Source organism: Phenylobacterium aquaticum (genome assembly GCF_022695515.1).
Lineage (GTDB): Bacteria > Pseudomonadota > Alphaproteobacteria > Caulobacterales > Caulobacteraceae > Phenylobacterium > Phenylobacterium aquaticum.
The window spans coordinates 33,522-60,291 of record NZ_JALDPT010000034.1 but is presented as its reverse complement, the minus strand read 5'-3'; the positions used below and the strand labels follow the sequence as shown (position 1 = coordinate 60,291).

The following is a 26,770-nucleotide window of genomic DNA, read 5'->3' as shown; positions in this document are numbered from 1 at the left end:
GGCTCGGCCCTGGCCGCCGCGCGCGTCCAGGCCCGCGGGGCCGCCATGCGGGCCGGCGCCGACCGCGCGACCCTGAAATCCGTCGAGGCCCGAGCCATCGCCCGCGCCGCGACCGCCCCTTGCGACTCCCCCGACCTGACGCTCGCCGCCAGCGCGTGCGCGGGGCCTTCGAGGGCTATGCCCGCCTCATCAAGATGGACTATCCGGGCGACCTGTCGATCTGGCGCGCCGACCGGTCCTCCAGCGTCCAGGCCGCGCGCTGGCGCCTGGCCCAGGACGTGACCTTCGGCGACAGCCGCATGGTCTTCGGCCTCGCCGGCCGCAAGGGCGCCAATGCGCTCCTCGCCCTGGCCCACTTCCCCGGCGGCGCGGCGCCCTATTCCGCCCGCCTGGTCCTGCGCGACGTCGACGCCACCAGCGGGCCCTACCTGGACAGCCGCGGCGCCAGCCTGACGGCCATGCCGCTGACACGCCGCCTGCCGCCAGCCGCGGCCCAGCAATCCTACGCCGCCGAGGCGCGCAGCACGGCCGGCCTCGACCTCCTGCCCGCCGGCATGAAGTCCGGCTGGGCCTTCCGCTTCCCGCCCGAGGCCGCCGGCGCGCTCGCCCAGCTCGACCCCCGCGAGGCGATCGCCATCGACTTCCTGTTCCCCGGCGACCAGGTGCGCCGCGCCTATGTCGAGGTCGGCGATTTCGCCGCCGGCCGCGCCTTCCTGCAGGTGGCCAGCCGCTGAGACGGGCCTAGAGGTCCGGCCGTCCCATCCAGGGATGGAACCGGCCCTCAGGGTCACGGGCCGCGCGGATCTCATCCAGCCGCGCCAAATTGGCGTCGGAGACGAACCGCGCCGGCCGCCGGGCAAGGTTCTCGTCGGCCAGCTGAATACCGACGCCATGTCCCTCGATCGAGCGGATGAAATCGGTCGCCCAGGTCTCGTGGCGGGCCGCGACGGCGGGATCGCGCACCCCGCAATAGAGCGCCAGATAGGTGCGGGCCTCCATCGAGAACGCCATGTCCGGCCGCTGAGCCGGCGGGTTCCAGTTGAGCCACAGCACATGGCTGGGCGCCGGCGGCTGGGTGTCGGCCATCCGCCTCAGGCTGGGCAGCAGCGGATCGATGGGCCCGTTCATCCACATATTGTCGGCGGTCCACCGGGTATTGGGCAGGAACAGGGTCTTCTCGCCCGTGTTCATCATGCTCCCCAGCGACAATGGCGTCAGCGGCAGGGTCAGGCTGGCCTTGGGCTTCAGCGGTCCGTCCGACAGGAAGGCGACCGCCTCCCGCGCGGCCTTGCGGCTCTCGGCCATCACCGGCGCGAACACCTCGATCCCCGGCGCGAAGATGCCCATGGCCCGGCGATTGAGCACCATCTGGAATTCAACCTTCGGCGAGACCTCAGGACCGATCCGGTCGGCCCAGGCGAACACCTCCTCCAGATGTTTCATCCGGAAGACCTGCAGCTTCACCCCGATGAACTTCGGCCGCGCGTGGAGCTTCAGGTGGAAGCGGACCACCACCCCGAAGAAGCCCGGGCCCGCGCCCCGCGCCGCCCATAGGAGGTCCGGGTTCTCGTCCTCGCTGGCGTGGACCAGGGAGCCGTCGGCCAGCACCACGTCCAGCCCGATCACGCTTTCGCAGGCCAGGCCCACCACTCGGCTGTTCCAGCCGAAGCCGCCCTGCAACAGGAACCCGCCCAGCCCCACCGTATAGGCATGGGCCACCGGGAAGAACAGATTGGCCTTGGCCAACGCCGCATCCAGGTCGCCGCCCAGGCAGCCGGGGCCGACGATCGCCACGCCCCGCTTGGAGTCGATCTCGAGGCTGTTCAGCCGCGACAGGTCCAGCATCAGGCCGCCGTCGCGGATGTGGTTCTGGGCCCAGCTGTGTCCGCCCGAGCAGATGCCGATCGTCAGGCCTTCCCGCCGCGCCCGGTTCACCGCGGCGACCACGTCGAAAACATCGTTGGCTTGGACCACCAGGTCGGGCCGCCGCCCGGGATCGCGGGCGTTGAAGCTGGTCCCCAGGACGGCGGCGTCGAAGCCCGGCGCGGACCTGTCGAGGGTCACGCCGGGTGAGGTGCTGTGTTTCACAGGACTTGTCCCTTTTGACGGTCAGGGCCGGCCGCGAAGGCCGCGTGAAGGTCGGGCAGGATGGCGGCCAGGTGGCTCATCTCCTGGGCGCAGTGGACCAGCAGGTCGGCGGCCTGGGCGGGGTTCAGGGGCGCCAGGCGGCTGGCCACGCCGCCGAGCGCCGCGCCAAGCGGACCGGGCATCCCGCGCGGCCGCAGGTTCGCCCCGCCCAGCCAGAAGCGCGACCGCATCTCCGCCCCGCCGGGCACGGGGCGCACATGATGGATCAGCCAGCCGGTCTCCATCGGTGTGCCCGCCAGACCGCCGCGGGCGCAGATCGCCGTGGCGCCGGCCGCCGCCAGGCGGCCCTCGTCCAGCCCCAGGGTGGACGGCGCCACGAAGCGGATGGTCAGGCCCAGCCGCCCGGCGCCGACATATTCGACGACATTGGAGGTGCGGCCGACATAATGGGTGAGGTCGCTGCGCCCGTCGGACCAGACCACGTGGACATGGGCCTGGGGGTGCCACAGCTTGTAGCGCTGGGCGTGACTGCCGTGCCAGGCGAACCACCAGTCCCACATGGCCGGCTCGACGCCGGGCATGGGGGTCAGGACGCTGATCCGCGCGCTGCCGTCCGGCCCGATGCTGTAGCCCGTCTCCACCGGCCAGTCGCCGTCCGCCAGCAGGTCCCCTGCCCGCTCCACCGGCCACATGCGCTCATGGGCGACCGGACCGGTCAGCAGGGCCTCCTTCACCGGCTCGGACAGGGGCGCCATCTGCGGGCGAAAGAACCGCGCATAGGGGCTCTCGGCGAGCTCGGCGGGGGAGAAGCCCAGATAGAGATCGCGTTCTGGAATGGCGGGCATGCGGCGCTGTCCTTCCAGGCGGGGCCACGACGCCACGCCAATAATTGGGATATCTCCCATTTTTGGGAATATTGTCAAATCGGGCTCGCAGCCCTAGCCTCCCGCGATGACCCGAAGCGCCCCGATCGCCGCCCGCGGCCCGTTCGGCCAGCAGGCCCACGAGCTCGGCAAGAGCGCCCGCACCCGCGCGCGGCTGATGGACGCCGCCACTGGCCTGTTCGCCCGCCAGGGCTTCGAAGCGGCCTCCGTCAACGAGATCGCCAAGGTCGCCGAGGTGGCCAACGGCACCTTCTATGCGCACTTCCGCGACAAGGAGGAGATCGCCGGGGCCGTGGCCTTCCGGATCGCCGAGGAGGTAGTGCGCCAGCTCGATGCGGCGATGGCCGAGGTCGACGAGGCGGTGGAGCGCACCAGCATGGCCACCCGCCGGTTCATCGACCTGGCGGCCAGCGAGCCGGACTGGGGCGGCGCCCTGTTCCGCGCCGTCTGGGAGTTCCGCGACCTGCGCGAAGGGGTGATCACCTATCTGCGGGCCGACCTGCAGCGCGGCGTCACCCAGGGGGCCTTCACCACCGAGATCGACGACGTCCTGATCGACACCTTCTCTTCCATGACCCTGGGCGCCCTGTTCAGCCGCCTTCAGGGGACCCATGGGCCCGAGGCGGCCTGTCGCGTGGCCGAGCTGCAATTGCGGATGCTGGGGGTCCCGGCCGCCCGGGCCAAGGCGGCGGCCTGGCGGGAGATTCCTCCGTTGCGGCTGACGATCATCCCGTTGGCCAAGGGCGGCTGACGCGGTTCGCCGAAAGGTCAGTCGGCCGTCAGGGTCGAAGCTGGTCGGGTTCGTCGCGCGCCTGGCGCCAGCCGAGGATGCAGATCGTCAGCATGATCAGGTTCCCGACGAGGTCGGCCATGCCGATCTCGGTCAACATGGGCCTGACCAGGTAGAAATAGGCGTCGGCGATGAAGAACGGGATGAGCGCGACGCCGTACAGCAGGAAGGTCCAGCGCGTGAAGCGCGAGGCCGCGGCGAAGAGGCCGGAGAGCAGCGCTTGCGCGCCGAAGCAGACCACCAGGATCGGCACGATCGGATCGCTGGATTGATATTCGGGACGGAACCCGAGCGTCACGACGCTGGCCGGCGCCACGACGCACCAGCCGCCCAGAACGAAGAACACCGAGGCCAATAGAGACTGGAGCATTCGCGTCGACATGTTCCCGTCCCCCGTCTCCCACATCTTCGCCTCTCAGCTGCGCCTGGGGAAGCCAAATCCCTGTCGATGATGAGGCCCGGTCGAAGACAGACTGAAACGCGCGCCCCTCTCGACATCCCCCGCACCCGTGGCAATCTCGGCCCCATGACCGACCTCATGCGGTTTCCCAGCGCCGGGCGGCGCGACCCGGACATCGACGCCTGGTTCGCGGCGCCGAACCACGAGCTGCGCCGCCTGGTCGAGCCCTGGTTCGAGCGGATGCGCGCCTGCGGGGCGGATGTCCGCGAGCTGCTGCACGACGGCCATCCCACCGCCTGCGTCGGTGACGCGGCCTTCGCCTATGTCGACGCCTTCAGCGCCCATGCGGCGATCGGCTTCTTCCAGGGCGCGACGCTGGAGGACCCGGAAGGCCTCTTGGAGGGCGCCGGCAAGCGCATGCGACATGTGAAGCTGCGTTGGGGCCGGCCGATCGACCAGGCGGCCCTGGCCGCCCTGATCGCCGCGGCCTATCGGGACATGCAAGACAGGGTTCAGGCCGAGGGGCTCTAGGCGCTGACCGCCTCGGCCATCACGACCGGCATGCGCACGATCACCGTCGTGCCTTCGCCCAGCCGGCTCTCGATCACCATCTCGCCGCCGTGCAGCTCAGCGAAGCCGCGCACGAGGGACAGGCCGAGCCCCGTGCCTGCCGCCCGCTGGTCCTGACCGCCGGCCTGCTCATAGGGCCGGCCCAGGCGGCCGATGTCGTCAGCGCTGATCCCCGCCCCGGTGTCGGCGACCAGGATCTCCAGCACCGGGCCAGAGGCCTGCACGGTCAGGGTCACGGCGCCGCCCTTGGGCGTGAACTTGAGCGCATTGGAGATCAGGTTCAGGGCGATCTGCTTGATGGCGCGCCGGTCGGCGTCGACCTCCAGCGGCTCCTTGGGCAAGAGCCCGCGCAGCTGAACCCCCGCCCGATCGGCCTGGCCGCGCATCAGCCGCAGAACGGCGTTGGCGGCGTCGCGCACGTCGAATTCCTCGCGGTGCAGCTCGAACCGCTCGGCCTCGATCTTCGACATGTCGAGCACGTCATTGATCAGCTCCAGCAGGTGGACGCCGGACTCATGGATCAGCTCGGAATATTCGCCGTACTTGTCGGGCATGGGGCCGAACAGCCGCTGCCGCATGATGTCGGAAAAGCCCATGATGGCGTTCAGCGGCGTCCGCAGTTCATGGCTCATATTGGCCAGGAACCGGGACTTGCCGGCGTTCTGCGCCTCGGCCTCGGCGCGGGCCTGCTGCAGTTCCGCCTCGTGCGCCCGCTGGCGGCGCGCGTCGCGGATGGCGCCCAGGACGCGCGTGGGATTGACCCGACGCAGGGTGAGCTCGAGCCACGGCTCCGGCCCGCCGCCGGCGGGGGCGAAGGACACCTCGGCATGGCCCTCGGTCATCACCTGCACCAGGGCCGCCTCCACCCGCGCTCGATCGGCGGTGGCGGCCAGTTGGGCGACGGGACGTCCGACGAAGATCTGGCCCTTCAGCTCGCGGGGGACATTGCCCCAGACCGCGGCCAGCTTGCCGGTCGGGAAGATCGAGATCAGCAGATGCGGCTGCTCGCCCAGCGCCTCGCGCAGTCGGCTTTCGACCAGGACGCGGCGACGGCGGTCCAGGTCGATGTTCCGCTGCAGGACCACCAGGGCGACCCCCAGGCCCAGCACTGTCGTCGACAGCCCCATGGCGCCCAAGGCGGTGGCCACGTCATAGGCGGGCGGCGGCGCCATGCCGAGGGTGAGGCTCGCCATGCCGGTGATTCCGAGCGCGCCCGCGGAGATCGCGGCCGCGAGCGCCAGACGGTCCGGACGCGCCATGGCCGCCCCGGCCGCGAGCGGGGCCAGCAGCCAGATCGCCATCGGGCCCGCCAGTCCCCCGGTCAGGCAGGCCGCCAGAACCCCGGCCACGCCCCAGTTGATCAGGATGAAGATCTTGGCGGTCTCGTTCCGTGACCGGGCCAGGAGGAGCCCCGCGCCCGCCGGACAGGCGCCGACGGCCAGGGCGGCCAGGGCCGGCCCGGTCATGTTGATCGGCAGGAGCAGGATCAGGGCCGTGCCCAGCGCCAGAAGGGCCAGCCAGCCGGCGTGCCACCAGACAAGACTCGCCGCGGCCTCCAGGGCCTGCTGCTCAGTCCTGAACGACGGGCTGTCCACCACGGCGCGCTTCAAGGCCTCCCAAGGCTCCCAGCCAGACGCCGGGCGAATGATCTTAGCTTCGCCGCCGAGTCCCCGCGAGGCTCCTCGCCCCCCGCGCGACGCCACGCCGCCGGCTGGTGGAAACCAATTCGTAAGCGCGCGTTGCGATCATCGGTTGAACACGGCCGCAGAGACAGTTCAACCGACCCATGTCCCAGCCGGCCCCCCTCCCCATCCCCGATCCAGACGGCCTTACCGAGGTCACCCCGATCGCCCCTGTGCGGCGGGCGCGCAACCGCCGCCAGACGGGGCTTGAGGCGCAGAAGCGGTCGTTCCTGCGCATGGCCAGCCACGAGCTGCGCACGCCCTTGAATTCCATCCTGGGGTTCTCGGAGATCATCTCGGAAGAGCTCTACGGTCCGCTGGGGGCGCCCCAGTATCGAGAATACGCCGAGATCATCCGGGCCAGCGGTCAGAGACTGCTCAAACTGGTGAACCAGATCCTGGAGATCGCCCGGCTCGAAGGTCATGCGATGGATCTCCAGCCTCGACGGGAATCCCTGGACCATGCGCTGGACGACACGCTCGACACCCTGCGCGAGGACATCGGCGCGCGCGGCGCCCAGGTGACAGTGATCGACGAGGGCCAGCTGCCCTTCGTCCAGGCCGACCCGCGCGGCCTGCGCACCCTGCTGACCAACCTCATCCAGAACGCCGTGGTGTTCTCGCCTGAGCGGTCGCGGGTGACGGTGGAGGTGCGCAGGGTCGCCGCCCTCATCGAGATCCGGATCAGCGACGAAGGCCCCGGCGTCGACCCCGACGACATTCCGCGCCTGTTGCGCCCCTTCGAGCAGGGCGACAACGCCCTGACCCGACGCAGCGAAGGGGCTGGCCTGGGCCTGCCGATCGCGGCCCTGCTCTGCGAGGCCATGGGGGGGCGCCTGCGCCTGGACACCCTGCTCGGGACCGGCCTGACGGCGGTGGTCGTCCTGCCCGCCGCCTGAAGCGGTTGCGCTCGGGAGGGCGGCCCCTTAAGTCGCCAGTCCCATGCGCGCCATCGAAGACGACCTGACCGACCTGGCCGACGAGTTCGACCTCCTGGGCGACTGGGAGGAGCGCTATCGCTATGTCATCGATCTCGGCCGCGAACTCGCGCCCTTGACCGACGCCGAACGCAGCGAGGCCAACAAGGTCCGCGGCTGCGCCAGCCAGGTCTGGCTGGTGACCGAACCCCAGGCCGACGGGACCGTGCGGTTCCGCGGCGATTCCGACGCCCACATCGTCCGCGGCCTGATCGCAATCCTGTTGAGACTGATGTCCGGCCGGCGTCCGTCGGAGATCCTGGCCTTCGACACCACGGCGGCGTTCAATCGTTTGGGCCTCAGCGGCCACCTGTCGGCGCAGCGATCGAACGGATTGGCTTCGATGGTCGCCCGCATCCGCCGGGACGCCGAGGCGCTGGCGGCCTAGGGGCCCGGCTCGAGGGCTCTGCTCAGGCGGCGCGGATGCCGCTGAAGCTGGATTCGCTCTGCATGCCCATGACGGCGTCGTAGCCCAAGATCATGTCCACATCGACGCCGTTGGAGGCGAGCGGAAGCCGCAGCCACAGGATCGACATGTGGGAGGCGCCCCGCCAGGACAGGCTGTGCACGCCCACCGCGGGACGGCGGTCTTCGACGATCTTGGTCAGTTCCGTGCGCCAGTAGTCTGCGGCGGCGCTGTTATAGACCTCTTCCAGTGTGTGGCCGGTGATCTCGCGGCCATAGACGCCGTAGAGCTCGGTGCCGGCCAGGCGCAGCTTGAAGTCCAAGGGGTGGCGGGTGACGTCGATCAGGCTGACCGTGGGCAGCAGGCGCTTGAAGTCTTCGGGCCGAATGTCCTGGCGTCCAGGCAGCCGGGGGCCATGCCGGAGTCCCGCCCAGTAGGCGTACAACTCCTCATGCGCTCTCGCCGCTGCTGCAGATGCCCCGAACTGCGCCGCCATATTCAGATTCCTTAACAACCCCTTGGAATCACGACGAATCACTTATCGCTTGAGCCGGGATTCAGCGGCAAGCGGAAATGCGGCGGCGCGACGACATTTCCCAGCCAGCGAGTCCGGAAAATGCAAAACGCCCGCTGGACCAGCGGGCGTTCACATCTCCAGGCCGAGAGTGGTCGGCTTATTTGGCCCGCTTGCGCGGGGCCTGACGACCGCCCTGACCCAGGCCCATTTGCTTGGCCAGATCGGAGCGCGCCTTGGCGTAGTTCGGAGCGACCATCGGATAGTCCTTCGGCAGGCTCCACTTCGCCCGATATTCCTCGGGGCTCATATTGTACTTGGTGCGCAGGTGCCGCTTAAGCGACTTGAACTTGCGGCCGTCCTCAAGACAGACCAGATGGTCCGGCGTGATGGACCGGCGAACCGGCACCGCCGGTTCCTTCGGCGCCGCCTCAGGCGCTTCCGAACCGGTGGAAATGCCCGACAGAGCGCGGTGGATGCTCTGGATCAGGGCAGGCAAATCTGCAGCGGCGACAGTGTTATTGCCGACGTAGGCGGAGACAATGTCCGCCGTCATCTCGATGACTTCTGACTTCTCGTCCATAACTTTGTTCCGTGGGGTGCGATGCACCAATTTGGGGGATGACTGATTCACGACATCAGTTATGGCGTGCTTATAGGGGACTCATGCCAAGCACAAGTGATGAAAATCGCCTGCGACTTTAGCGAACATGTTCATTGCAGCCGTTGTTGAAGCCGCTGACCACTTTCCCCAATAGCGAAGCGAGTACTAGTCCGTGGAACTGCCGCACCATGACCACAACCCAAAGATTTATCCACTGGGTTACGGGTGTGACATACTGTCCGTACGCGCGGGCGCAGGTTCACGGCGCGGCCGCGCCGCGATTAATCGGCCGACTTGGAGAGAATCGAAGTCTAGCGGCCGAATTCTTTCGCAAGCGCGAGCATCGCTGTGCGCTGCGGGATGGAATATTCGTCTACTGCATCTTCATCGCCGTCGCGGATGGCCTTCATCAGCGCCGGGGTAAGCGCCGACGATAGAGACCAATTCCAGTAACGCAGAACGGTTTGCGCACGATCAACCGCGATCATGTCATAGGTGATCAGCACCCGCTCCAGGGCCGGATGAACAGCCCCGGTGTCGTCGGTCTCGGGCCGGCGCAGGGCCCGCCACAGGGCTCGAACAGCGGCTTTAGGTAACCCGGTGGCCTTACAGACTATAGCCAAGGGTTCGCCGCCGGGATCGGTGAATATCTTGGCGCCGGTCATCGGCTTGACGCCCGACAGATAGGAAATCTCCTCGGCGACATCCCGCGTCAGCCCCGTCTGGGCCGCCGAGACGGCCGCTTCGAGACTGTCGAACGGGCTCTTGTCGATCGCGGCCCGGTTGCGTTGGCGTCGCTCAATAAACTGCAGGGCCTTCCGCGACAGCGGGTCTTGCCAGTTCTCTTCCGCCGCCATGGCGAAGATGTCGCTGGCCGCATCCTGCAGGACTTCGCGAGAGACCGCGAACCTCTGCAGAATCGTCCGCCGGGCGTCGGCGTCGGCCCACCAGAACAGCACATAGGCGTGGGCCGGTCGCAGTTCGGGCCGGCGAAGCAGGATCGGCGCGAGCCGCGGCTCGTCGCGGGTCAGGGCGACGATCACCTCGATCGCGCCATTGGACAGGCGCGCCAGCTCGTTGTTCAGCAGGCAGTTGATGACCGCGGACTCGCCGAACTCGACCAGGGTCTCGCAGACCACCTCGCTCACGCCGCGGCGCAGGGCGATCAGGCGGCGGTGCTCGAGGCCGGTCATGCGGGCGCAGTCGAGCAGGTCGGAATCGCTCAAGCCCTGGGCGTTGGCCAGCAGGGCCTCGGCGATCTCCACCCGGTCGCGCAGCAGCAGGCGGACCAGGCTGGCGGGGATCTCGGTGAGGTTGGCCAGGCGGCGGGCGACCTTCAGTCGCTCCTCCGGTTCGGCCTCGCGCAGCATGTCGACCAGGAGGTCGGCGGTCATGGCGCGTTCGAAGGCGTTCACCCGCGACGAGGGCAGGCACACCACGTCCGCCAAGCGTTTCAGCAGGGCGCCGCGGGCCCGGAAGGCTCGGGGGTGAGGCGGCGGGGCGCCGAAGGGGGGCGGTGCGGCGGTCATGGTCGAAGCGAATCCGACCACAACCGCCTTAACCGGTCGTTCTCAGACGGGCGAATGGACGCCTATTTGAAGGTCGGGGCTTCCCAATGGTCGCCCCAGATGTCCGGCAGGTCGGTCGAGACCTTGTCGGGATAGTTGGCCGGGCGCTTCTCCAGGAACGAGACCACGCCCTCCTTGGCGTCGGCCATGCGGCCGCGGGCGTGGATGCCGCGGCTGTCCGAGCGGTGGGCGAACATCGGGTGCGTCGCCCCGGCGTTGCGCCAGATCAGCTGGCGGGTCAGGGCCACGGACACCGGGGCGGTGTTGTCGACGATCTCGCGGGCCAGAGCGTTCGCCGCCGGCAGCAGGTCCTCGGGCGCGTGCAGCGAGCGCACCAGGCCCTTGTCGAAGGCCTCCTGGGCGGGGAACACCCGGCCGGTGTAGCACCACTCCAGCGCCGTCTGGATGCCGACCAGGTGCGGCAGGAACCAGGACGAGCCGGCTTCCGGATTGATGCCGCGACGGGCGAAGACCAGGCCGAACCGGGCCTCGGTGGAGGCCAGGCGGATGTCCATGGCCAGCTGCATGGTGACGCCGACGCCGACCGCCGCGCCGTTGATCGCCGCGATCACCGGCTTCAGGCTGTCATAGATGCGCAGGGTCAGGAGACCGCCGCCGTCGCGCTGCACGCCTTCCGGCGTCCGCGCCGCCTGGCGCTCGCCGCCCGCCTGGGCGTCATAGTCGAAGGTCGCCGCGCCCGAGGACAGGTCGGCCCCGGCGCAGAAGGCGCGGCCGGCCCCGGTCACGATCACCACCTTCACGTCGTCATTGGCGTCGGTGTGATCGAAGCAGGCGATCATCTCCTTCATCATCTGGGTGTTGAAGGCGTTCAGCTTGTCCGGCCGATTCAAGGTCAGCGTCGCCACCCCGTTTTCGATCTCAAGCTTGATGGTCTCAAAAGTGGGCGTGGTCATAGCTGGAACTCCTCCTCGTGATTTCTCCCATTCGGGCGCGCTTGACGGACGGTCCGTCAAGCACCGCATATGCCGGTTAACGACGATAAGTTTTGGGAGGGACCTTCGGCGCGCGCGCCGGAGCCCGAAGTCAGGAAGACCCATGCATCCGGCCACACACGCCAAGACCCACCCCGATCGCGCCGCCTACATCATGGCGAGCACCGGCGAGACCGTGACCTACCGCCAGCTCGACGAGCGCTCGAATCAGGGCGCCCAGCTGTTCCGGTCGCTCGGCCTCAAAGCGGGGGACGTCATCGCGATCCTGCTCGAGAACCACCCGCGCTATTTCGAGGTGACCTGGGCGGCCCAGCGCGCCGGCCTCTACTACACCTGCATCTCCTCCAAGCTGACCGCCGGCGAGGTCGAGTACATCATGGGCGACTGCGGGGCGAAGGTGCTGATCACTTCGCAGGGCGTCGGCCCGGTCGTCGACGAGTTGCCGGCCCTGCTGCCCGGCGTGAAGCTCTACATGGTGGGGCCGCCTGTCGCGCCCTATGAGAGCTTCGAGGACGCCCGGGCCAAGATGCCGGCGACCCCGATCGCCGACCAGACCGCCGGCTCCGACATGCTCTATTCGTCCGGCACCACCGGCCGGCCCAAGGGCATCAAGCCGGCGCTGACCGGCGGCGCGATCGACGAGCCGACCTCGCTCGCCATGATGGCCAACCAAGTGTTCGGCTTCCCGCTCGACGGGGTCTATCTGTCGCCGGCCCCGCTCTACCACGCCGCCCCTCTGCGCTGGACCATGGGCATGCAGCGCCTGGGCGGCACGGTCGTCGTCATGGAGAAATTCGACGCCGAGGACGCCCTGCGGCTGATCGAAAAGTACAAGGTCAACTGCGGCCAGTTCGTGCCCACCCACTTCGTGCGCATGCTGAAGCTGCCCGAAGAGGTCCGCGCCCGCTACGACGTCTCCTCGATGATCTCGGCGGTCCACGCCGCCGCCCCCTGCCCCGTCCCGGTCAAGGAGCAGATGATCGCCTGGTGGGGCCCGGTGATCCACGAGTACTACGCCGGCACCGAGGGCAACGGCTTCTGCTATCTCAGCTCCGAGGAATGGCTGGCCCACAAGGGCTCGGTCGGCCGCTGCCTGACCGCCGAGCTGAAGATCTGCGACGAGAACGGCGAGGCCCTGCCGCCGCGCGCCGAGGGCGTCGTCCACTTCGCCGGCGGCCCGCCGCTGAGCTATCACAACGCCCCGGAAAAGGTCGCCGAGAACACCAACCAGCACGGCTGGACGACGCTGGGCGATGTGGGCTGGGTCGACGAGGAGGGCTATCTCTACCTCACCGACCGCAAGAGCTTCATGATCATCTCCGGCGGGGTGAACATCTATCCGCAGGAGCTCGAGAACCTCTTGATCACCCACCCCAAGGTGACCGACGCCGCCGTGGTCGGGGCGCCGCACGAGGAGATGGGCGAACAGGTGGTCGCCGTGATCCAGCCTGCGAACTGGGACGACGCCGGCGACGCCCTGCGCGCCGAGCTGATGGCCTTCTGCCGCGAGCACCTCAGCCACGTGAAGTCCCCGCGCCGCATCGACTTCATGGCCGAACTGCCCCGCCACCCGACCGGCAAGCTCTATAAGCGCCTGATCCGCGACGCCTATTGGGGCAAGGAAGGCTCCAAGATCGTCTAGGGGCAAGCGGCCCGGCGGGGGGCCTTGGCGCCCCGCCAACACCGCGCGGCGGTGTGTTTGCGAACCACGATGAGAAGGACCGCGGCCAGTTTAACCCGGAGGTCCGGAAATCGCCGACCTGATTTCGCAGGGCGGTTTGACGTCAACATGGACGAGTGGTTTTGGCGTGACGGACGTCATTCTATCCATTTGATTTATTGATATATTTATAGGCGCCAGCGCAACAGGCTTGCGCGGCACGGGTTCGTGCGGTATCGATTTGCTCATGCAAGCAAATAACCGCTCGAACAAGCAAACGACCAGCCCCGCCCGCACCTTCACGGAGTCGGCGCGGCGAGCGCAGATCGTGGAGGTGGCGATCAAGGTCGCGGCGTCGGCGGGCTATGCGAACATCTCCTTCGCCCGCATCGCCAAGCTGGCCGGCCTCAGCAGCACCGGGATCATCTCCTACAATTTCGACGGCAAGGACGACCTGATCCGCGAGGTGGTGTCGCAGATCCTGAAGGTGGCGGAGGCCTATGTGACGCCGAGGCTGGCCGCCGCTTCAGGCGCGCGAGCGACCCTGCGGGCCTATATCGAGGCCCGGATGGCGTTCCTGGCGGACTATCCCGACCACCTGCCGGCCCTGGTGGAGATCATCTCCAACCTGCCCCGCGAGGCGCCCGACCGCGGCCGCCTGCTGGCCCAGACAGAGACCTGGCAGGGCGTGCACGCCGACTTCGTGCGCCAGGCCCAGGCGACCGGCGCGTTCCGCGCCTTCGACCCCGCCGCCATGGCCTTCGCCCTGAACGGCGCCCTGGACGCGGTGGTCACGCGCAAGATGCGCGAGCCCGACCTGGATGTCATCGCCCTGGGGCGCGAGCTGGCGGACCTGTTCGACCACGCCGTCCGTCCCGTCGAGGAGCCCCGCCCATGAGCGTTCAAACCTCCACCGTCCCGACGGCGACCGAGGCGCGGCAGGCCTCCGCCCGCCTGCGCCGGCAGCTTGGACTGCAGCTGATCTTCGAACTGGCCCTGCCGCTCGCCGGCTATTACGGCCTGAGAGCCGCCGGGGCGGCGCCCTGGCTCGCCCTGACCGCGGGCGGCGCGCTCACCGCGCCCTGGATTCTCTACGGCCTACTGCGCCACCGGCGGCTCGACATGACCGCCCTCTTCACCCTGAGCCTGCTGCTGGTCGGCGCGGCGGCCAGCGCGGTGACCGGCGATCCGCGCCTGATGCTGGTCAAGGACGGCGCAATCGGCGCTCTGCTGGGGCTCTGGTTTCTGGGAAGCGTGCCAACCCGCCGTCCCTTCATCATGACCACCTCGCGGGCGGTCGTGGTCGCCAAGGTCGGCGTCGCCGGGGCCGACGCCTGGGAGGCACGGTGGGAGGATGACGCCGACTTCCGCCGGCACATCCGCATCCTGTCGGCGATCTGGGGCGTGGTCTTCCTGGGCGACGCCGGGATCAGGGTCGCGCTGGCCTACGCCCTGCCGCTCGACGCCGCCCAGGGGATCACCACGATCCAATGGCTGGTGGTGCTGGGCGGCCTGCTGGTGTTCCACGCCCGCTACGTGGCGCGGACAGGGTTGAAGGTCTAGGCCTTGCCGCGCTTGGGGGGCTTGGACATGTTCAGGGCCGCGGCCGCGCGGACCAGGGCCTTGAAGGCGTCGGCGTCCAGAACCACACCCTCGGGGATATCGATGGCGCGGCGGGTGTTTCCTTCCAGGCTTGAATTGAACAGGCCCGCCGGGTCGGGGAGCGAGGCGCCCTTGGCGAAGGTGAGCTTGACCACCGCCTTGTAGGTCTCGCCGGTGCAGAGGATGCCGCCGGCCTCCCACACCGGAACGCCGCGCCACTTCCAGGTCTCGACCACCTCGGGGACCGCCTCATGGATCAGGCCGCGCATGCGCGCCAGCGTCTCGCCGCGCCAGTCGCCGAGCTCGGCGATGCGGGCGTCAATGAGGGCGGCGGCCTCGGACGGGGGGTTCGACATCCCACTCATGCCCCGGCGCCCTGACGGCCCGGGCGGCGGGCGACATAGGGCAAGGCGAACAGATAGAGGCCGGTGACCAGGAGAGGCAGCAGGGGCACGACGGCCACAAAGCCCAGCCAAGGCGCATTGGCCCCGAGCGCCAGGGCGACCAGATTGGCCACGGCGGCCAGGGCGAAGGCGAGCGAAAGCCAGCGGTGCGCCTGTCGGATCAAGGGGGTCCAGGTCATGGGGATCTCCTGTGAAGGATGGGGCTCAGTCGGCCCGGGCGAGCACCTGCTCCAAGGCGTCGAAGAAGCGGGGCCAGCCGGCGGTGGCGCCCCGGTAAGCCATGGGTTGGTCGGGCTGGAAGCCGACCTGCTCCATGCGCAGGCGCGTGCCCCTGTCGGTGGGGGTCAGGGTCCAGGTGACGACGCTGTCCAGGCCCTTGGCCGCCCAGCTGTAGGCGAGCGAGCGGCCGGGCTCGAGCTCCAGGACGCGGCAAGCGATGTCGCCCCAGGCCGCGTGCAGGCTGAAATCGCGGCCGAGGACCGGCGCGAAATCGCTCTTCATCAGCCAGACCTCGATCAGATGCGGCTGGGTGAGCGCGCGCCAGATCTTCTCTGGCGGATGGCCCAGCTCCCGCTCGACCACGACGCTGAGGGGTTCGGCGGCGCTCATTGGTCCATCCTCGACAGCAGATCGTCCAGGGCGTCGAAACGACCATGCCAGAACCCGGTCATCTCGACCGTCCAGTCGGCGAGCGGGGCCAGGGCCGAGACCCGGGCCGTGTAATGGGTCTGGCGCCCCGCATGGCGGTCGCCCACGAGGCCCGCGCGCTTCAAGACACCCAGATGCTTGGACACCGCCGGCTGGCTGATCCCGGCCTTAAGGGTCAGGGCCCCGACCGTCTGCTCACCGTCCCGGCACAGGCGCTCGAAGATGGCCCGACGGGTCGGGTCGCCCAGGGCGCGGAACAGGTCGTCAGGGGTGGCGGGCGCGGGCAATGCATAACTCTCTGGCTATGAGATAATTCATAGCCATCGAGATATGAGTGCGTCAAGCGGGGGCGCCGGAGATCAGGCGCGTGCGACGATCTCAGGTGCGGCGGTCCAGCCCCCGCCACGTTGAGCACGCCCCGCGGACCCAACCGCCTTGAGGCCCAGTTGAAGGGGTCAAAGTCCCCCTCTGGCGCTTCGCACCAACTCCCCCAACGGGAGAGCAACTTGCAGGACCTCGTATGCGTTACCCCTCCCCCCTTGAGGGGGAAGGACCGGGCGCCTCAGTACGCCCGGCCGATCAGCACCTCTTCGACGCCGGGTTCGCCGGTGAAGATGCACGGCGCGAAGGTCGCGGGCTGGTCGAGGGGGGCGTTGCGCAGGGTCAGCTTGTGGATCTTCAGCTTCTGCTCGATGGCGTCGAGCGCCTCGCCGCTCGGGCGGGACCAGCTGGCGCGGACCCAGCCCTTGAAGGCCACGCCCTCCTCGTCATCGTCCGGGGCGGCGCCGAAGAACTCGGTCAGGCCGTCATAGGTGGTGATGTCGCGGCGGATATTGGCGTCCAGGCGGGCCTTGGCCTCGTCGAACAGGCCCTTCTGGATGGCGGCAAGCAGGCCGGGGACCTGGGCCACGAACTCGTCGCGGGATAGAGCCTGAGACTTGACCTTGTCGCCGTCGCGCAGGTCGTCGCGGCGCATGAAGCTGACCATGCCGGCGGCCACGTCGCGGGGGCCGAGCTCGACGATGATCGGCGCGCCGCGGCGCACCCAGTTCCAGCGCTTCTCGGCCGAGCGCTGGTCCTTGGTGTCGAGCAGGGCGCGGATGGGTTCGCCCAGAGCGAAGGTCTCGTTCAGGGTGGCGACCAGGGCCTCGCCGAAGGCCAGGACCTCGGCGTCCTCGGGCTTGCCGCGCAGCATGGGCACGATGACGATCTGGCGGGGCGCGATGGCGGGCGGCAGGCGCAGGCCGTCATCGTCGCCATGGGTCATGATCACCCCGCCGATCAGGCGGGTGGAGGTGCCCCAGCTGGAGGTGTGGCAGAATTCCAGCTCGCCGCTCTCGCCCTGGAAGCGGATGTTCTGGGCCCGCGCGAAGCTGGTCCCAAGATAGTGCGAGGTCCCGGCCTGCAGGGCCTTGCCGTCCTGCATCATGGATTCGATCGAATAGGTGTTGTCGGCGCCGGGGAAGCGCTCGTTCTCGGGCTTCTCACCGGCGACCACCGGCATGGCCAGCACCGTCTCGGAGAATTCCCGATACATTTCCAGCGCCTGGCGGGTGGAGGCGAGCGCGTCCTCGCGGGAGGCGTGGGCGGTGTGGCCCTCCTGCCAGAGGAATTCGGAGGTGCGCAGGAACAGCCGCGTGCGCATCTCCCAGCGGACCACATTGGCCCACTGATTGATCTTGAGCGGCAGGTCGCGGTGGCTCTTGATCCAGCGCGAGAAGGCGTCGCCGATGATGGTCTCCGACGTCGGGCGCACGATCAGCGGCTCGTCGAGCTTGGCGTCGGGATCGGGCTGCAGCTTGCCGTCGATGGACTTCAGCCGGTGGTGGGTGACCACCGCCATCTCCTTGGCGAAACCGTCGACGTGCTCGGCCTCCTTGGCGAAGAAGCTCAAGGGGATGAACAGCGGGAAGTAGCAGTTGTCGACGCCCATGGTCTTGATGCGCCGGTCCATGGTCTGCTGGATCCGTTCCCAGACCCCGTAGCCCCACGGCTTGATGATCATTGAGCCGCGCACCGGGCTGAGCTCGGCCATGTCCGCCTCGCGGACGATCGCCTGGTACCAGTCGGGGAAGGACGAGCGGTTGCCGGTCATGCGGCTGACGCTGAGAGCGCGTTGCATAGAGAACTCCGTGTGTGCGCTCTCCATAATGGCGCCCGGCCGCGTGGCAAAGCCGGCTTGCGCGAAGCCGGTCAGATGCTAGACCCTCGAACACCTGTTTCAATTCTAGGGAGAGAACGATGAACCCCGTTGAGTTCAAGGATCTGGGCGGCCTGGTCGGTCAGGAAGTCGGCGTGTCGGACTGGCTGGAAGTCACCCAGGAGCGCGTGAACCAGTTCGCCGAAGCCACCGGCGACCACCAGTGGATCCACGTCGACGTGGAGCGCGCCAACCGTGAAATGGGCGGCCCGATCGCCCACGGTTATCTCACCCTGTCGCTGATCCCGTTCCTGTCGGCCGGCCTGCTGCCGGTGAAGGGCGTGACCCGCGGCATCAATTACGGCTCGGACAAGGTCCGCTTCGTGAACATGGTCAAGGTCGGCAAGAAGGTGCGCTTGCGCCAGAAGCTGCTGGGCGTCGAGCCCAAGGCCGGCGGCGTGCAGATCCGCAACGAGTGCACGATCGAGATCGAAGGCGAGGCCAAGCCCGCCTGCATCGCAGAGACCCTGTCCCTGCTCTACGCCTGATCAAGGCGATCTAAGCGCCCGCCCCCGGTCGATCCGGGGGCGGCGTCGCTCAGCGCCCCGTACGGCGCGTGAACAGCCAGTCCGAAAAGACCACCGGCGCGGCCTTGTCGCCGGTCTCGATCCGCAGCCGCCACTGGTCGTGGCCGCGATCATAGTCCAGCCGGTCGCGGAACGTCCCGTCGGGATAGGGAAACGCAAAGACCAGGCCGTCGCCCTCGACCGCGCCGGCTCCCAAGGTGTGGGACGTCTCACCGCCGGTGGCGTCCAGCCAGTGAATGACCAGCTTGCCGGCGTCGTCCTGCCCGAACCAAACCCGCGCCTCATAGGGCGACCGTCTGGTCGGATCTTGGATGTGCAGCTCGACGAACGCGCCGCCGAACTGGGCGCGGACCTCCGCCTCGGTCGCGGTCGCGTGCCCGCGAGTCTGGCCCGAGACCGTCCAGTCGCCGACGAAACGCCCCAAGACCCCGTCAGCGGGCGTCGTGGCATGAGCCACAGGGGCGGCGAGCGCCAACCCCAACGCCACGGCGGATACGAATTTCAGCATTCAAAGCCCCCTCACCTTCAATCCGGCGAGGCGGCCTCCTCTGCGGAGGCGGCGCGCGCGCCGGCCACGACGTCCGTGCTGGCGGTTGTCACAGGCGCCGCGGCGTTGTCCAGCAGGGCGATCGTCTCGCGGATGAACCGCGCATGGGTGACGATTCCGATCTCCAGCCGTTCGCTGTTCAGTTCGACCTGCTGGGTGAGCAGGCCGGCGATGAACTGGGTCGGCGCCTCGGCGGCTGCGCCCACGCGGCGGCGGCCGGTTTCGGACATGAACACCGGCCCGCCGGAATTGCCCGGGAAGACGCTGAAATCCAGCAGGAAGGTCGGGAAGATCTTGGCCGGGGCCACCGGATAGGATGCCACGCGGCCCGAGCGCAGGATCGGGAAGCCCGCCTGGTTGGCCGCCAGGCCGCGCGGGAAGCCGAGCGCCATCATCTCGTCGCCGGCCCCGACCTCCAGCTTGGTGAAGGTCTGATCCTCGGCCAGCCAGTTTTCCGGGATGGCCGCCTTGGCGAATTCCGGCGGGGCGGTGATGGAGATGGTCGCCACGTCGCGGGAGGGGTGATGGGTCCACAGCTCGTGGCCGGCCTTGTCGCGGATCTTCAGGAGGGCCGGGGTGTAGGTCCAGGAGCCGTCCGGGTTCTCGACCCGGTAGCCGATGCGGGCGTCCTGGCCCGGCATCTTTTCGAAGACGTGATTGGCGGTGACCAGCACGACGCGCGGCTTGCCGTCCGGCGTCGGCGCCTCGATCAGGAACCCGGTCCCCACGGTGCGCGTTCCATCGCCGAGCGGTTGCTCGAGCTGAACGGTCGCGTGGATCAACTCCATTGAGAGATCGTAGGCCATCGACGCCCCCTGTCGGGATCAGCACTCCACCCGACTAGGCGACCATCACTCTAAGAGCATTGTTAACGCAATGCCCTTCGCGGCCGTGCGCGCTGCGTTCAATCGCCGCGCCGCATTCGCAGCGGCGGTTGTTGTCCGTTGAGCAGGCGCGCACTGTCCAGCCCATGACATCCGCACCCGCCCGCCCCTTCGCTCTGGTCACCGGCGCCTCCTCCGGCATGGGGGCGGCCTTCGCCCGCGCGCTCGCGGCGCGGGGCTATGACCTGTGCCTCACCGCGCGCCGGCTGGACCGGCTGGAGCGGCTGGCGGAAGACCTCGCCGCCGCGCACGGGATCGAGGCCTTCGCCGTCGCCGCCGATCTGGGGGCCTTCGAGGCCGAGGGGCCGATCCTGGCGGCGATCGCCGCGCGGGGCCGGCGCGTGGACCTGCTGGTCAACAACGCCGGGTTCTCCATTCCTCAGAGCTTCGCCGCGACGCCCTGGCTGAGGCAGCGTGACTTCCTGATGACCCTGGTCGTCGCCCCCTGCGCCCTGGCGCATGCCGTGATCCCGGGCATGGTCGAACGGGGGCATGGCCGGATCATCAATGTGGCCTCCCTGGCGGGCTTTGCGCCGGGGGCGGCGGGCCACAGCCTCTATCCGGGGGCCAAGAGCCTGATGATCAAGTTCTCCCAGGCGCTCGACGCCGAGTACCGGGCCAAGGGGCTGTCGGTGACCGCGGTCTGCCCCGGCTTCACCCGCACCGAGTTCGCGCAGGCCAACGCCACCCAGCACCTGATGGACGAGGCCCCGCGCCTGTTCTGGCAGAGCGCCGAGACCGTGGTCGAGACCGCGCTGCGGGCCAACGATCTTGGCCGTGTTGTGGTCATACCCGGCTGGCACAACCGCCTGGCCGCCGCCCTGTTGCAGCATCTGCCCCAGGGCCTGGTCGCCGCCGCCGTCCGCAGGGGATCGGCGAAATATCACCTGGGGGACTGAGATGGCCGCGCATTTCGACGTCATCATCATCGGCTCCGGCGCCGGGGGCGCCACCCTGGCCCAGAGGCTGGCGCCGACCGGCAAGTCGATCCTGATCCTCGAGCGCGGCGAGCATCTGCCGCGCGAGGCCGAGAACTGGGACTCCAAGGCGGTGTTCATCGAGCACCGCTATCGCACCAAGGAGCACTGGTACGACAAGCGCGACCGGCCGTTCACGCCGAACACCCACTATTGGGTGGGGGGCAACACCAGCTTCTATGGCGCGGCCCTGATGCGGCTGCGGGGGCGGGACTTCGAGGAGGTGCGGCACGCCGGCGGCGTCTCGCCCGCCTGGCCGATCCGGCTGGCCGAGTTCGCCCCCTACTACGCCGAGGCCGAGACCCTGTGGCAGGTGCATGGGGCGCGGGGCGAGGACCCGACCGAGGAAGGGACCGAGCCGCCCTACGCCCATCCCGCCATCCGCAACGACCCCGGCGTCGAGGAGCTGCGCAGCCATTGGCTGAACCAGGGCTGGCGGCCCTTCTCCCTGCCGCTGGGCGTCAAGCTGGACGCCGCCCACCCGCTGACCTCGCCCTGCATCAAGTGCAAGACCTGCGGCGGCTATCCCTGCCTGCTCAAGGCCAAGTCGGACGCCCGCAGCCTGGCGGTCGAGCCGATCCTGGACCTGCCCAATGTGACCCTCCTGACCGGCCGCAAGGTGCTGCGGCTGGAGACCGATCCGTCGGGTAAGAGCGTCACCGAGGTGGTCTGCGCCGCCGAGCACGGCGAGGAGCGCTGGAGCGGCGACATCGTGGCCCTGGCGGCGGGGGCGGCGAACAGCGCCGCCATCCTGCTGAACTCGGCCGGACCCGCCCATCCCAACGGCCTGGCCAACGGCTCCGACCAAGTCGGGCGCAACTACATGTTCCACACCCTGACCGCCATGGTGTCCCTGACCGCGGCGCCGGTGGACGTCACCTTCCCCAAGACCCAGGCGGTCAACGACTTCTATTTCAACGACCCGCGCGGCGGGTTCGACACGCCGATGGGCCATATCCAGCTGCTGGAATACATGTCCGGCCGACCCTGGAGGGCGAGGTGTCGGACTGGCTGCCGCCGGCCCTGGTGCCCGACGCCTTCTCCGGCGCGCTGGCCCAGCGGATGCTGTCCATGCTGGTGATCTCGGAGGACCTGCCCGCCCAGGACAACCGGGTGCGGATCACCCCCGACGGCCGGCTGAGGCTGGAATATGAGCACAACAATCTGGAGGGCCACGAGCGGCTGGTGCAGACGCTGAAGGCGTCGTTGGACGGCTTCGTCGACCACGCCCATCCGATCTCGCAGCACCATCTGCAGCTGGACTCGCTGCTGCCGCTCTATGGCACCGCCCACCAGCTGGGCACGGTGCGGTTCGGGACCGACCCCAAGAGCTCGGTGCTGGACCCGTGGTGCAAGGCCCACGAGCTGGACAATCTCTATGTGGTCGACACCAGCTTCTTCGTCTCCTCGGCGGCGGTGAACCCGACGCTCACCACCGTGGCCAACGCCATGCGGGTCGGCGACCACCTGAAGGAACGGCTGGGCGCGCGGACGCCGGCGGCCGCGCCGACCTAGGCGACGCTTGCCAGGGCGGGCGGAGCCCCTCATCTAGCAGGCATGTCCCTGACCCCGCCGACCGCCCGCCGAGAACCCAAGACCATCGTCCAGCTGGGACGCACCCGCGTCGATGACTATGCCTGGATGAAGGACGACAACTGGCGCGAGGTGCTGCGCGACCCCAAGGCGCTGCGCGCCGACATCCGCGAGCACCTGACCGCTGAGAACGCCTACGCCAAGGCCATGCTGGCCGGGACCGAGGCCCTGCAGGCCGAAATGTTCGCCGAGATGAAGGGGCGCATCAAGGAGGACGACAGCTCCGTCCCCGCCCCCGACGGCGCCTGGGACTATTATGTGCGCTACGAGATCGGGGCCGAGCATCCGATCCATGCGCGGCGCCCGCGCGGCCGCAATGACGGCGAGGTGGTGCTGCTGAACGAGGACGAACTGGCCAAGGGCAAGGCGTTCTTCCAGGTGGGCGCCGCCCACCACAGCCCCGACCACCGGCTCTACGCCTATGCCTGCGACGCGCAGGGGTCGGAATACTACACCATCCATATCAAGGACCTGGCGACCGGCGAGGTCCTGCCCCAGACCATCGACAGCGCCTATGGGGATTTCGCCTTCTCCCCCGACAGCCAGTGGCTGTTCTGGATCTGGCGCGACGACAATGCGCGGCCGGCCAAGGTCTTCCGCCGCCCGGCCCGGGGCGGCGAGGACGTGCTGGTCTATGAGGAACCCGATGACGGCATGTTCCTGGGCGTGGGGACCACGTCCGACGACAGCCACATCGTCATCCATGTGGGCAACCAGGAAACCACCGAGATCTGGCTGATCCCGGCCGCCGATCCGACCGCCGCCCCCGTGGTCGCCGAACCGCGTCAGGCCGGGGTGAAGTACGAGCTCGACCACTGGTCCGACCGCTGGGTGATCCGCACCAACGCCGACGCGGCCGTCGACTTCAAGCTGGCCCGCTCCATGGCCGAGATCCCGGCCAAGGCCACCTGGGTGGATTTCGTCGCCCACCAGCCGGGCCGCTACATCACCGGCTTCGCGGCCTATGCGAACCACCTGGTGCGGCTGGAGCGGGTCGACGCCAGCGACCGCATCACCATCATGGCCCGCGAGGGCGCAGAGCATGTGGTGGCCTTCGAGGAGGAGGTCCACGCTCTGTCGCTGGCCGAGGGCTATGAGTACGATACGACGCTCACCCGTTTCGTCTACCAGTCGCCGACCACGCCCCGCCAGTGGATCGACTATGACATGGCCACCCGCGAGCGGACCCTGCGCAAGACCCAGGAAGTGCCGTCCGGCCACGATCCGAGCCGCTATTTGGCGCGGCGGCTGATGGCGACGGCGGCGGACGGGGCGGAGGTGCCGATCACCGTCCTGATGCTGAAGGACACGCCGCTCGATGGGTCCGCGCCCCTGCTGCTCTACGGCTATGGCTCCTACGGCCACGCCATGGATCCGGCCTTCTCGATCCGGAATCTGAGCCTGGTGGACCGCGGCTGGATCTGGGCGACCGCCCATGTGCGCGGCGGCTCCGACAAGGGCTGGGGCTGGTTCATGGACGGGCGCAAGGAGAAGAAGGTCAACACCTTCACCGACTTCATCGCCTGCGCCGAGCACCTGGCCGACCAGGGATACGGCGCGCGCGGCCGCATGGTCGCCTATGGCGGATCGGCGGGCGGGATGCTGATGGGGGCGATCGCCAATATGCGGCCCGACCTCTGGGCCGGGATCATCGCCGCGGTGCCCTTTGTCGACGTGCTGAACACCATGAGCGACACCACCCTGCCGCTGACCCCGCCGGAATGGCCCGAATGGGGCAATCCGCTCCAGGACCCGGCGGCCTATGACCAGATCGCCGCCTACAGCCCCTATGACAATGTCGCGGCCCGGCCCTATCCGCCGATCCTGGCGACCGGCGGGCTGTCGGACCCCCGCGTGACCTATTGGGAGCCGGAGAAGTGGGTGGCGAAGCTGCGTCAATATTCGACCAGCGCCTCGCCCATCCTGCTCAAGATCAATATGGAGGCCGGCCACGGCGGCGCCTCGGGTCGATTTGATTTCCTGAAGGAGATCGCGCTGGATTACGCCTTCGCGGTCTGGGCCGTGGCGCGGGCCTGGGAGGGCCCGGCCGCGCCGTAAGCCTGAAGAGGAAGTCCATGATCGTCCGACCGTCCCTGGAGACCGACGCACCCGTGCTCGCCGCCATCTACGGCCACCACGTGCTGCACGGCCTGGCCTCCTTCGAGGAGGTGCCGCCGACGGCGGACGACATGGCCGGGCGCCGCGCGGCGATCGTGGCGCTGGGCCTGCCCTATCTGGTGGCCGAGGCGGACGGCGTGGTCCTGGGCTACGCCTATGCCGGCCCGTTCCGGCCCAGGGCGGCCTATCGCTACACGGTCGAGGACAGCGTCTATGTGGCCCCCGAGGCCATCGGCCAGGGCGTGGGCCGGGCGGTGCTCACCGAGGTGCTGGCGGCCTGCGAGGCGCTGGGCGTGCGCCAGGTGATGGCGGTGATCGGCGATAGCGGCAACGCCGGCTCCATCGGCCTGCACGCCGCCCTGGGATTCGAACATGCCGGGATCTGCCGCGCTGTGGGCTTCAAGCTCGGCCAGTGGGTCGACACCGTCTGGATGCAGAAGTCGCTGAACGGCGGCGACGCGCGCGCGCCAGACGCGCCGGGCCTGGCGCTCGCCGGGCACTGAGCCTCAGCGCGCGGGCCTGCGCCGGAACAGGAGCCAGACCCCCAGGCCGAACAGCAGGGCGCCGGCGAGCGTCAGGAGATAGCTGAGCGGCATGCCGATCGCGACCAGGGCGCGGTCCCATTGCGGGCCGTCGGCGTAGTTCACGAGCGCCATATAGACGAGCAAGACGACGCCCAAGAGCGCTGCGACCAGTCCCGCGAGTCGTCCCATGCCGGCCTCTCCCGTCTTGAGATGGCCAAAGCCTAGGGATTCGCACCGCCGGCGCCTTGATGTGAATCAGCCAGGAGCTTGCGCGACGCGGCCCGGGCGCGCGCGAAGCCCGGCGGCCGCAGAGCGACGATCACCCGGCTAAGGGTTCAGCCTGGCCCTTGCGGGATAGGGATTTCCGGGGTGTCGGGAGAGATTGGCTGGGGAACTAGGACTCGAACCTAGAATGACGGTACCAAAAACCGCAGTGTTACCATTACACCATTCCCCAGCAGGAACGGCGACGGGCTGGGCCCGCGCGAGGGCGTGTGGATAGCGCAACGAATTCGTCGATGCAACGGCCTCGACGTCGCTTGCGGCCAGGAATTCCCTCCTCTATATAGCGCCCTCCTCAAGTCGGAGTGTGGCTCAGTCTGGTAGAGCACCGCGTTCGGGACGCGGGGGTCGCAGGTTCAAATCCTGCCACTCCGACCAAGAGGACCTTCCCCCGATCCCGACGGGGCGATCCTTCCCAAGACATCACCCCTCCGGCCTCCGGCTCCTGATCCATCCCGTCACCGACAGCCGCTCACCCGTCACGAATCCCGCTGTCTGGCTGACGCTGTGGACCTGAGGGACGCGGAACAGGTTGAGCGCGTTGAACTTGGGCGTGAAGCCCTGGTCGATGTGGCCTTCGGCGTCGTGGAACAGCAGGAGGCCGCCCCACTCCGCGCGCCAGACGGGGGTGAGGTTCAGCACATAGGCGCAGAGCCGGTGCTTGCCCTCCACGTCGTCATCATGGGTGGTGAGGAAATGGCCGGCCCGGTAGCGGGTGGCCTGGGCGTCGCAATAGAGGGCGCGATCGTCGCCGGTGATGTCGTGGATCAGGCCCAGGAAGGCGTCGCTGTTCCACAGATCATAGAGCTGGCCCAGGGGGGCGAGGTCGCCGGCGGGCCGGCGGCCGGCCTCGACCTCGTCGCTGACCCGGAAGCGCTCATAGTCATATTGAAAGCCGGTGCGGCCGCCCTCGGCGATCGCGGCCTCCACGGCGGCCATGACGTCGGCGGGGGTCTCCGCCTGGGCCGCGAGCGCGATGTCGTAGCCCTTGCCATTGACGGTGAAGGCCCGCGTCCAGGGCACCTCAGCGGCCATGGCGGCCGCCAGCTCGGCGGCGAAGTCGGGGGCCAGGATGTCGGGGACATGCAGACGGCCGGCGACCGCGAAGGCCTGGGCCAGGGCCGCCCGGTCGAGGGCCGGATTGAGATACTGCCGCGCGGTCATGCCGGGGGTCGGCTCCTATAGGGTCGAACGGGATAACATGGATTGCCGAACCCCGTGATCCGGGCGACACAGTCGGCGGGGACGCGTTCGCGCAAAGGCCGGGGCTTGAGCAAGACCATTTTGGACCAGGCGGCGGCCCAGATCGCGGCCGGGCGGTTCGCCGCCGCTCTGACCGCTCTCGATCCCCTGTTGTCCCGCCCCGAC

The 26,770-nt window shown here is 68.8% G+C and carries 31 protein-coding genes and 2 tRNA genes; 15 read left to right on the top strand and 18 right to left on the bottom strand.

What is annotated here, in order from left to right; genetic code table 11:
* The first annotated feature begins 119 nt into the window (after nucleotides 1-119).
* Entirely contained in the window at nucleotides 120-734 is a 615-nt protein-coding gene (locus MQH10_RS20825) for a hypothetical protein (protein ID WP_242565901.1), read from the top strand.
* Between the two features lie 7 nt (nucleotides 735-741).
* Here the strand turns inward: MQH10_RS20825 and MQH10_RS20820 are convergent, their stop codons facing one another.
* Together MQH10_RS20820 and MQH10_RS20815 are read right to left on the bottom strand one after the other, a co-directional pair.
* Nucleotides 742-2,088 carry an FAD-binding oxidoreductase gene (locus MQH10_RS20820; protein ID WP_242565900.1) on the bottom strand — a complete coding sequence of 449 codons (1,347 nt, stop codon included), beginning with the start codon at nucleotides 2,086-2,088 and terminating at the stop codon, nucleotides 742-744.
* Nucleotides 2,085-2,933 carry a DAPG hydrolase family protein gene (locus MQH10_RS20815; RefSeq protein WP_242565899.1) on the bottom strand — a complete coding sequence of 283 codons (849 nt, stop codon included), beginning with the start codon at nucleotides 2,931-2,933 and terminating at the stop codon, nucleotides 2,085-2,087. Before MQH10_RS20815 ends, MQH10_RS20820 begins: the two co-directional genes overlap by 4 nt.
* Nucleotides 2,934-3,039: 106 nt before the next feature.
* Here MQH10_RS20815 and MQH10_RS20810 point away from each other — a divergent pair, with 106 nt between their 5' ends.
* On the top strand, nucleotides 3,040-3,723 hold the full coding sequence (locus MQH10_RS20810; protein WP_242565898.1) for a TetR/AcrR family transcriptional regulator: 684 nt from the start codon (nucleotides 3,040-3,042) through the stop codon (nucleotides 3,721-3,723).
* A 28-nt stretch (nucleotides 3,724-3,751) separates the two neighbouring features.
* Here MQH10_RS20810 and MQH10_RS20805 read toward each other — a convergent pair whose 3' ends face one another.
* Nucleotides 3,752-4,144 (bottom strand): hypothetical protein, encoded by a 393-nt coding sequence (locus MQH10_RS20805; protein ID WP_242565897.1) that lies wholly within the window; start codon nucleotides 4,142-4,144, stop codon nucleotides 3,752-3,754.
* Between the two features lie 144 nt (nucleotides 4,145-4,288).
* Here MQH10_RS20805 and MQH10_RS20800 point away from each other — a divergent pair, with 144 nt between their 5' ends.
* A complete protein-coding gene (locus MQH10_RS20800; RefSeq protein WP_242565896.1) occupies nucleotides 4,289-4,693 on the top strand; it encodes a DUF1801 domain-containing protein in 405 nt (134 codons plus the stop codon).
* Here MQH10_RS20800 and MQH10_RS20795 read toward each other — a convergent pair.
* The gene (locus MQH10_RS20795; protein ID WP_242565895.1) at nucleotides 4,690-6,342 is read right to left on the bottom strand and encodes a sensor histidine kinase; all 1,653 of its coding nucleotides are present in this window, start codon (nucleotides 6,340-6,342) and stop codon (nucleotides 4,690-4,692) included. The genes MQH10_RS20800 and MQH10_RS20795 overlap by 4 nt on opposite strands.
* Before the next feature lie 176 nt (nucleotides 6,343-6,518).
* Between MQH10_RS20795 and MQH10_RS20790 the strand changes: the two genes are divergently transcribed.
* Nucleotides 6,519-7,313, top strand: a complete 795-nt coding sequence (locus MQH10_RS20790; RefSeq protein WP_242565894.1) for a sensor histidine kinase — start codon at nucleotides 6,519-6,521, stop codon at nucleotides 7,311-7,313.
* 43 nt (nucleotides 7,314-7,356) lie between these two features.
* Complete coding sequence (locus MQH10_RS20785) at nucleotides 7,357-7,779, top strand: SufE family protein (protein WP_242565893.1); 423 nt, start codon at nucleotides 7,357-7,359, stop codon at nucleotides 7,777-7,779.
* Nucleotides 7,780-7,801: 22 nt separating this feature from the next.
* Here MQH10_RS20785 and mopJ read toward each other — a convergent pair whose 3' ends face one another.
* The 4 genes from mopJ to MQH10_RS20765 form a co-directional block, all read right to left on the bottom strand.
* Entirely contained in the window at nucleotides 7,802-8,293 is a 492-nt protein-coding gene (gene mopJ / locus MQH10_RS20780) for a motility/cell cycle regulatory protein MopJ (RefSeq protein ID WP_272887058.1), read from the bottom strand.
* Nucleotides 8,294-8,471: 178 nt separating this feature from the next.
* On the bottom strand, nucleotides 8,472-8,894 hold the full coding sequence (locus tag MQH10_RS20775; protein WP_242565892.1) for a Ros/MucR family transcriptional regulator: 423 nt from the start codon (nucleotides 8,892-8,894) through the stop codon (nucleotides 8,472-8,474).
* Nucleotides 8,895-9,226: 332 nt separating this feature from the next.
* Nucleotides 9,227-10,444 carry a DUF2336 domain-containing protein gene (locus MQH10_RS20770; protein ID WP_242565891.1) on the bottom strand — a complete coding sequence of 406 codons (1,218 nt, stop codon included), beginning with the start codon at nucleotides 10,442-10,444 and terminating at the stop codon, nucleotides 9,227-9,229.
* Nucleotides 10,445-10,506: 62 nt separating this feature from the next.
* Entirely contained in the window at nucleotides 10,507-11,397 is an 891-nt protein-coding gene (locus tag MQH10_RS20765; RefSeq protein ID WP_242565890.1) for a crotonase/enoyl-CoA hydratase family protein, read from the bottom strand.
* A gap of 142 nt (nucleotides 11,398-11,539) precedes the next feature.
* Between MQH10_RS20765 and MQH10_RS20760 the strand changes: the two genes are divergently transcribed.
* From MQH10_RS20760 to MQH10_RS20750, 3 genes are all read left to right on the top strand, one after another.
* Nucleotides 11,540-13,078: an acyl-CoA synthetase gene (locus tag MQH10_RS20760; RefSeq protein ID WP_242565889.1), complete on the top strand. Its 1,539-nt coding sequence runs from the start codon at nucleotides 11,540-11,542 to the stop codon at nucleotides 13,076-13,078.
* Nucleotides 13,079-13,343: 265 nt separating this feature from the next.
* Nucleotides 13,344-13,994 (top strand): TetR/AcrR family transcriptional regulator, encoded by a 651-nt coding sequence (locus tag MQH10_RS20755; protein ID WP_242565888.1) that lies wholly within the window; start codon nucleotides 13,344-13,346, stop codon nucleotides 13,992-13,994.
* Nucleotides 13,991-14,659 carry a VC0807 family protein gene (locus tag MQH10_RS20750; protein WP_242565887.1) on the top strand — a complete coding sequence of 223 codons (669 nt, stop codon included), beginning with the start codon at nucleotides 13,991-13,993 and terminating at the stop codon, nucleotides 14,657-14,659. The genes MQH10_RS20755 and MQH10_RS20750 overlap by 4 nt, the downstream gene beginning before the upstream one ends.
* Here the strand turns inward: MQH10_RS20750 and MQH10_RS20745 are convergent.
* The 5 genes from MQH10_RS20745 to MQH10_RS20725 all read right to left on the bottom strand — a co-directional run bounded on the left by MQH10_RS20745 (nucleotide 14,656) and on the right by MQH10_RS20725 (nucleotide 17,872).
* Entirely contained in the window at nucleotides 14,656-15,054 is a 399-nt protein-coding gene (locus tag MQH10_RS20745; RefSeq protein ID WP_242565886.1) for a DUF1801 domain-containing protein, read from the bottom strand. The genes MQH10_RS20750 and MQH10_RS20745 overlap by 4 nt on opposite strands.
* Before the next feature lie 5 nt (nucleotides 15,055-15,059).
* Entirely contained in the window at nucleotides 15,060-15,281 is a 222-nt protein-coding gene (locus MQH10_RS20740; protein WP_242565885.1) for a hypothetical protein, read from the bottom strand.
* A 25-nt stretch (nucleotides 15,282-15,306) separates the two neighbouring features.
* The gene (locus tag MQH10_RS20735) at nucleotides 15,307-15,711 is read right to left on the bottom strand and encodes an SRPBCC family protein (RefSeq protein ID WP_242565884.1); all 405 of its coding nucleotides are present in this window, start codon (nucleotides 15,709-15,711) and stop codon (nucleotides 15,307-15,309) included.
* The gene (locus MQH10_RS20730; protein ID WP_242565883.1) at nucleotides 15,708-16,037 is read right to left on the bottom strand and encodes an ArsR/SmtB family transcription factor; all 330 of its coding nucleotides are present in this window, start codon (nucleotides 16,035-16,037) and stop codon (nucleotides 15,708-15,710) included. Before MQH10_RS20730 ends, MQH10_RS20735 begins: the two co-directional genes overlap by 4 nt.
* A 275-nt stretch (nucleotides 16,038-16,312) precedes the next feature.
* Nucleotides 16,313-17,872, bottom strand: coding sequence for a proline--tRNA ligase (locus MQH10_RS20725; RefSeq protein WP_242565882.1), 1,560 nt, complete (start codon nucleotides 17,870-17,872; stop codon nucleotides 16,313-16,315).
* A 119-nt stretch (nucleotides 17,873-17,991) separates the two neighbouring features.
* Here MQH10_RS20725 and MQH10_RS20720 point away from each other — a divergent pair, with 119 nt between their 5' ends.
* Nucleotides 17,992-18,438, top strand: coding sequence for a MaoC family dehydratase (locus tag MQH10_RS20720; protein WP_242565881.1), 447 nt, complete (start codon nucleotides 17,992-17,994; stop codon nucleotides 18,436-18,438).
* Between the two features lie 49 nt (nucleotides 18,439-18,487).
* On the opposite strand, the gene MQH10_RS20715 is transcribed toward MQH10_RS20720, so the two are convergent.
* Complete coding sequence (locus MQH10_RS20715; protein WP_242565880.1) at nucleotides 18,488-18,985, bottom strand: hypothetical protein; 498 nt, start codon at nucleotides 18,983-18,985, stop codon at nucleotides 18,488-18,490.
* Between the two features lie 17 nt (nucleotides 18,986-19,002).
* Complete coding sequence (locus MQH10_RS20710) at nucleotides 19,003-19,830, bottom strand: trypsin-like serine peptidase (RefSeq protein WP_242565879.1); 828 nt, start codon at nucleotides 19,828-19,830, stop codon at nucleotides 19,003-19,005.
* 164 nt (nucleotides 19,831-19,994) lie between these two features.
* Here MQH10_RS20710 and MQH10_RS20705 point away from each other — a divergent pair, with 164 nt between their 5' ends.
* Genes MQH10_RS20705 through MQH10_RS20685 form a run of 5 tightly spaced genes read left to right on the top strand, consistent with a single transcriptional unit; the run spans nucleotide 19,995 to nucleotide 25,099 of the window.
* On the top strand, nucleotides 19,995-20,807 hold the full coding sequence (locus MQH10_RS20705) for an SDR family NAD(P)-dependent oxidoreductase (protein ID WP_242565878.1): 813 nt from the start codon (nucleotides 19,995-19,997) through the stop codon (nucleotides 20,805-20,807).
* 1 nt (nucleotide 20,808) lies between these two features.
* A complete protein-coding gene (locus MQH10_RS20700; protein ID WP_242565877.1) occupies nucleotides 20,809-21,966 on the top strand; it encodes an NAD(P)-binding protein in 1,158 nt (385 codons plus the stop codon).
* Nucleotides 21,885-22,400, top strand: coding sequence for a GMC family oxidoreductase (locus tag MQH10_RS20695; RefSeq protein ID WP_242565876.1), 516 nt, complete (start codon nucleotides 21,885-21,887; stop codon nucleotides 22,398-22,400). The genes MQH10_RS20700 and MQH10_RS20695 overlap by 82 nt, the downstream gene beginning before the upstream one ends.
* 42 nt (nucleotides 22,401-22,442) lie before the next feature.
* A complete protein-coding gene (locus tag MQH10_RS20690; RefSeq protein WP_242565875.1) occupies nucleotides 22,443-24,536 on the top strand; it encodes a S9 family peptidase in 2,094 nt (697 codons plus the stop codon).
* 17 nt (nucleotides 24,537-24,553) lie between these two features.
* Nucleotides 24,554-25,099: a GNAT family N-acetyltransferase gene (locus tag MQH10_RS20685; RefSeq protein ID WP_242565874.1), complete on the top strand. Its 546-nt coding sequence runs from the start codon at nucleotides 24,554-24,556 to the stop codon at nucleotides 25,097-25,099.
* 3 nt (nucleotides 25,100-25,102) lie between these two features.
* Here MQH10_RS20685 and MQH10_RS20680 read toward each other — a convergent pair whose 3' ends face one another.
* Entirely contained in the window at nucleotides 25,103-25,309 is a 207-nt protein-coding gene (locus MQH10_RS20680) for a hypothetical protein (protein ID WP_242565873.1), read from the bottom strand.
* Between the two features lie 194 nt (nucleotides 25,310-25,503).
* Nucleotides 25,504-25,577, bottom strand: a tRNA-Gln gene (locus MQH10_RS20675).
* A gap of 126 nt (nucleotides 25,578-25,703) precedes the next feature.
* Here MQH10_RS20675 and MQH10_RS20670 point away from each other — a divergent pair.
* A tRNA-Pro gene (locus MQH10_RS20670) sits at nucleotides 25,704-25,780 on the top strand.
* Between the two features lie 45 nt (nucleotides 25,781-25,825).
* Here MQH10_RS20670 and MQH10_RS20665 read toward each other — a convergent pair.
* Nucleotides 25,826-26,566 (bottom strand): 2OG-Fe(II) oxygenase, encoded by a 741-nt coding sequence (locus MQH10_RS20665; RefSeq protein ID WP_242565872.1) that lies wholly within the window; start codon nucleotides 26,564-26,566, stop codon nucleotides 25,826-25,828.
* Nucleotides 26,567-26,770: the final 204 nt, after the last annotated feature.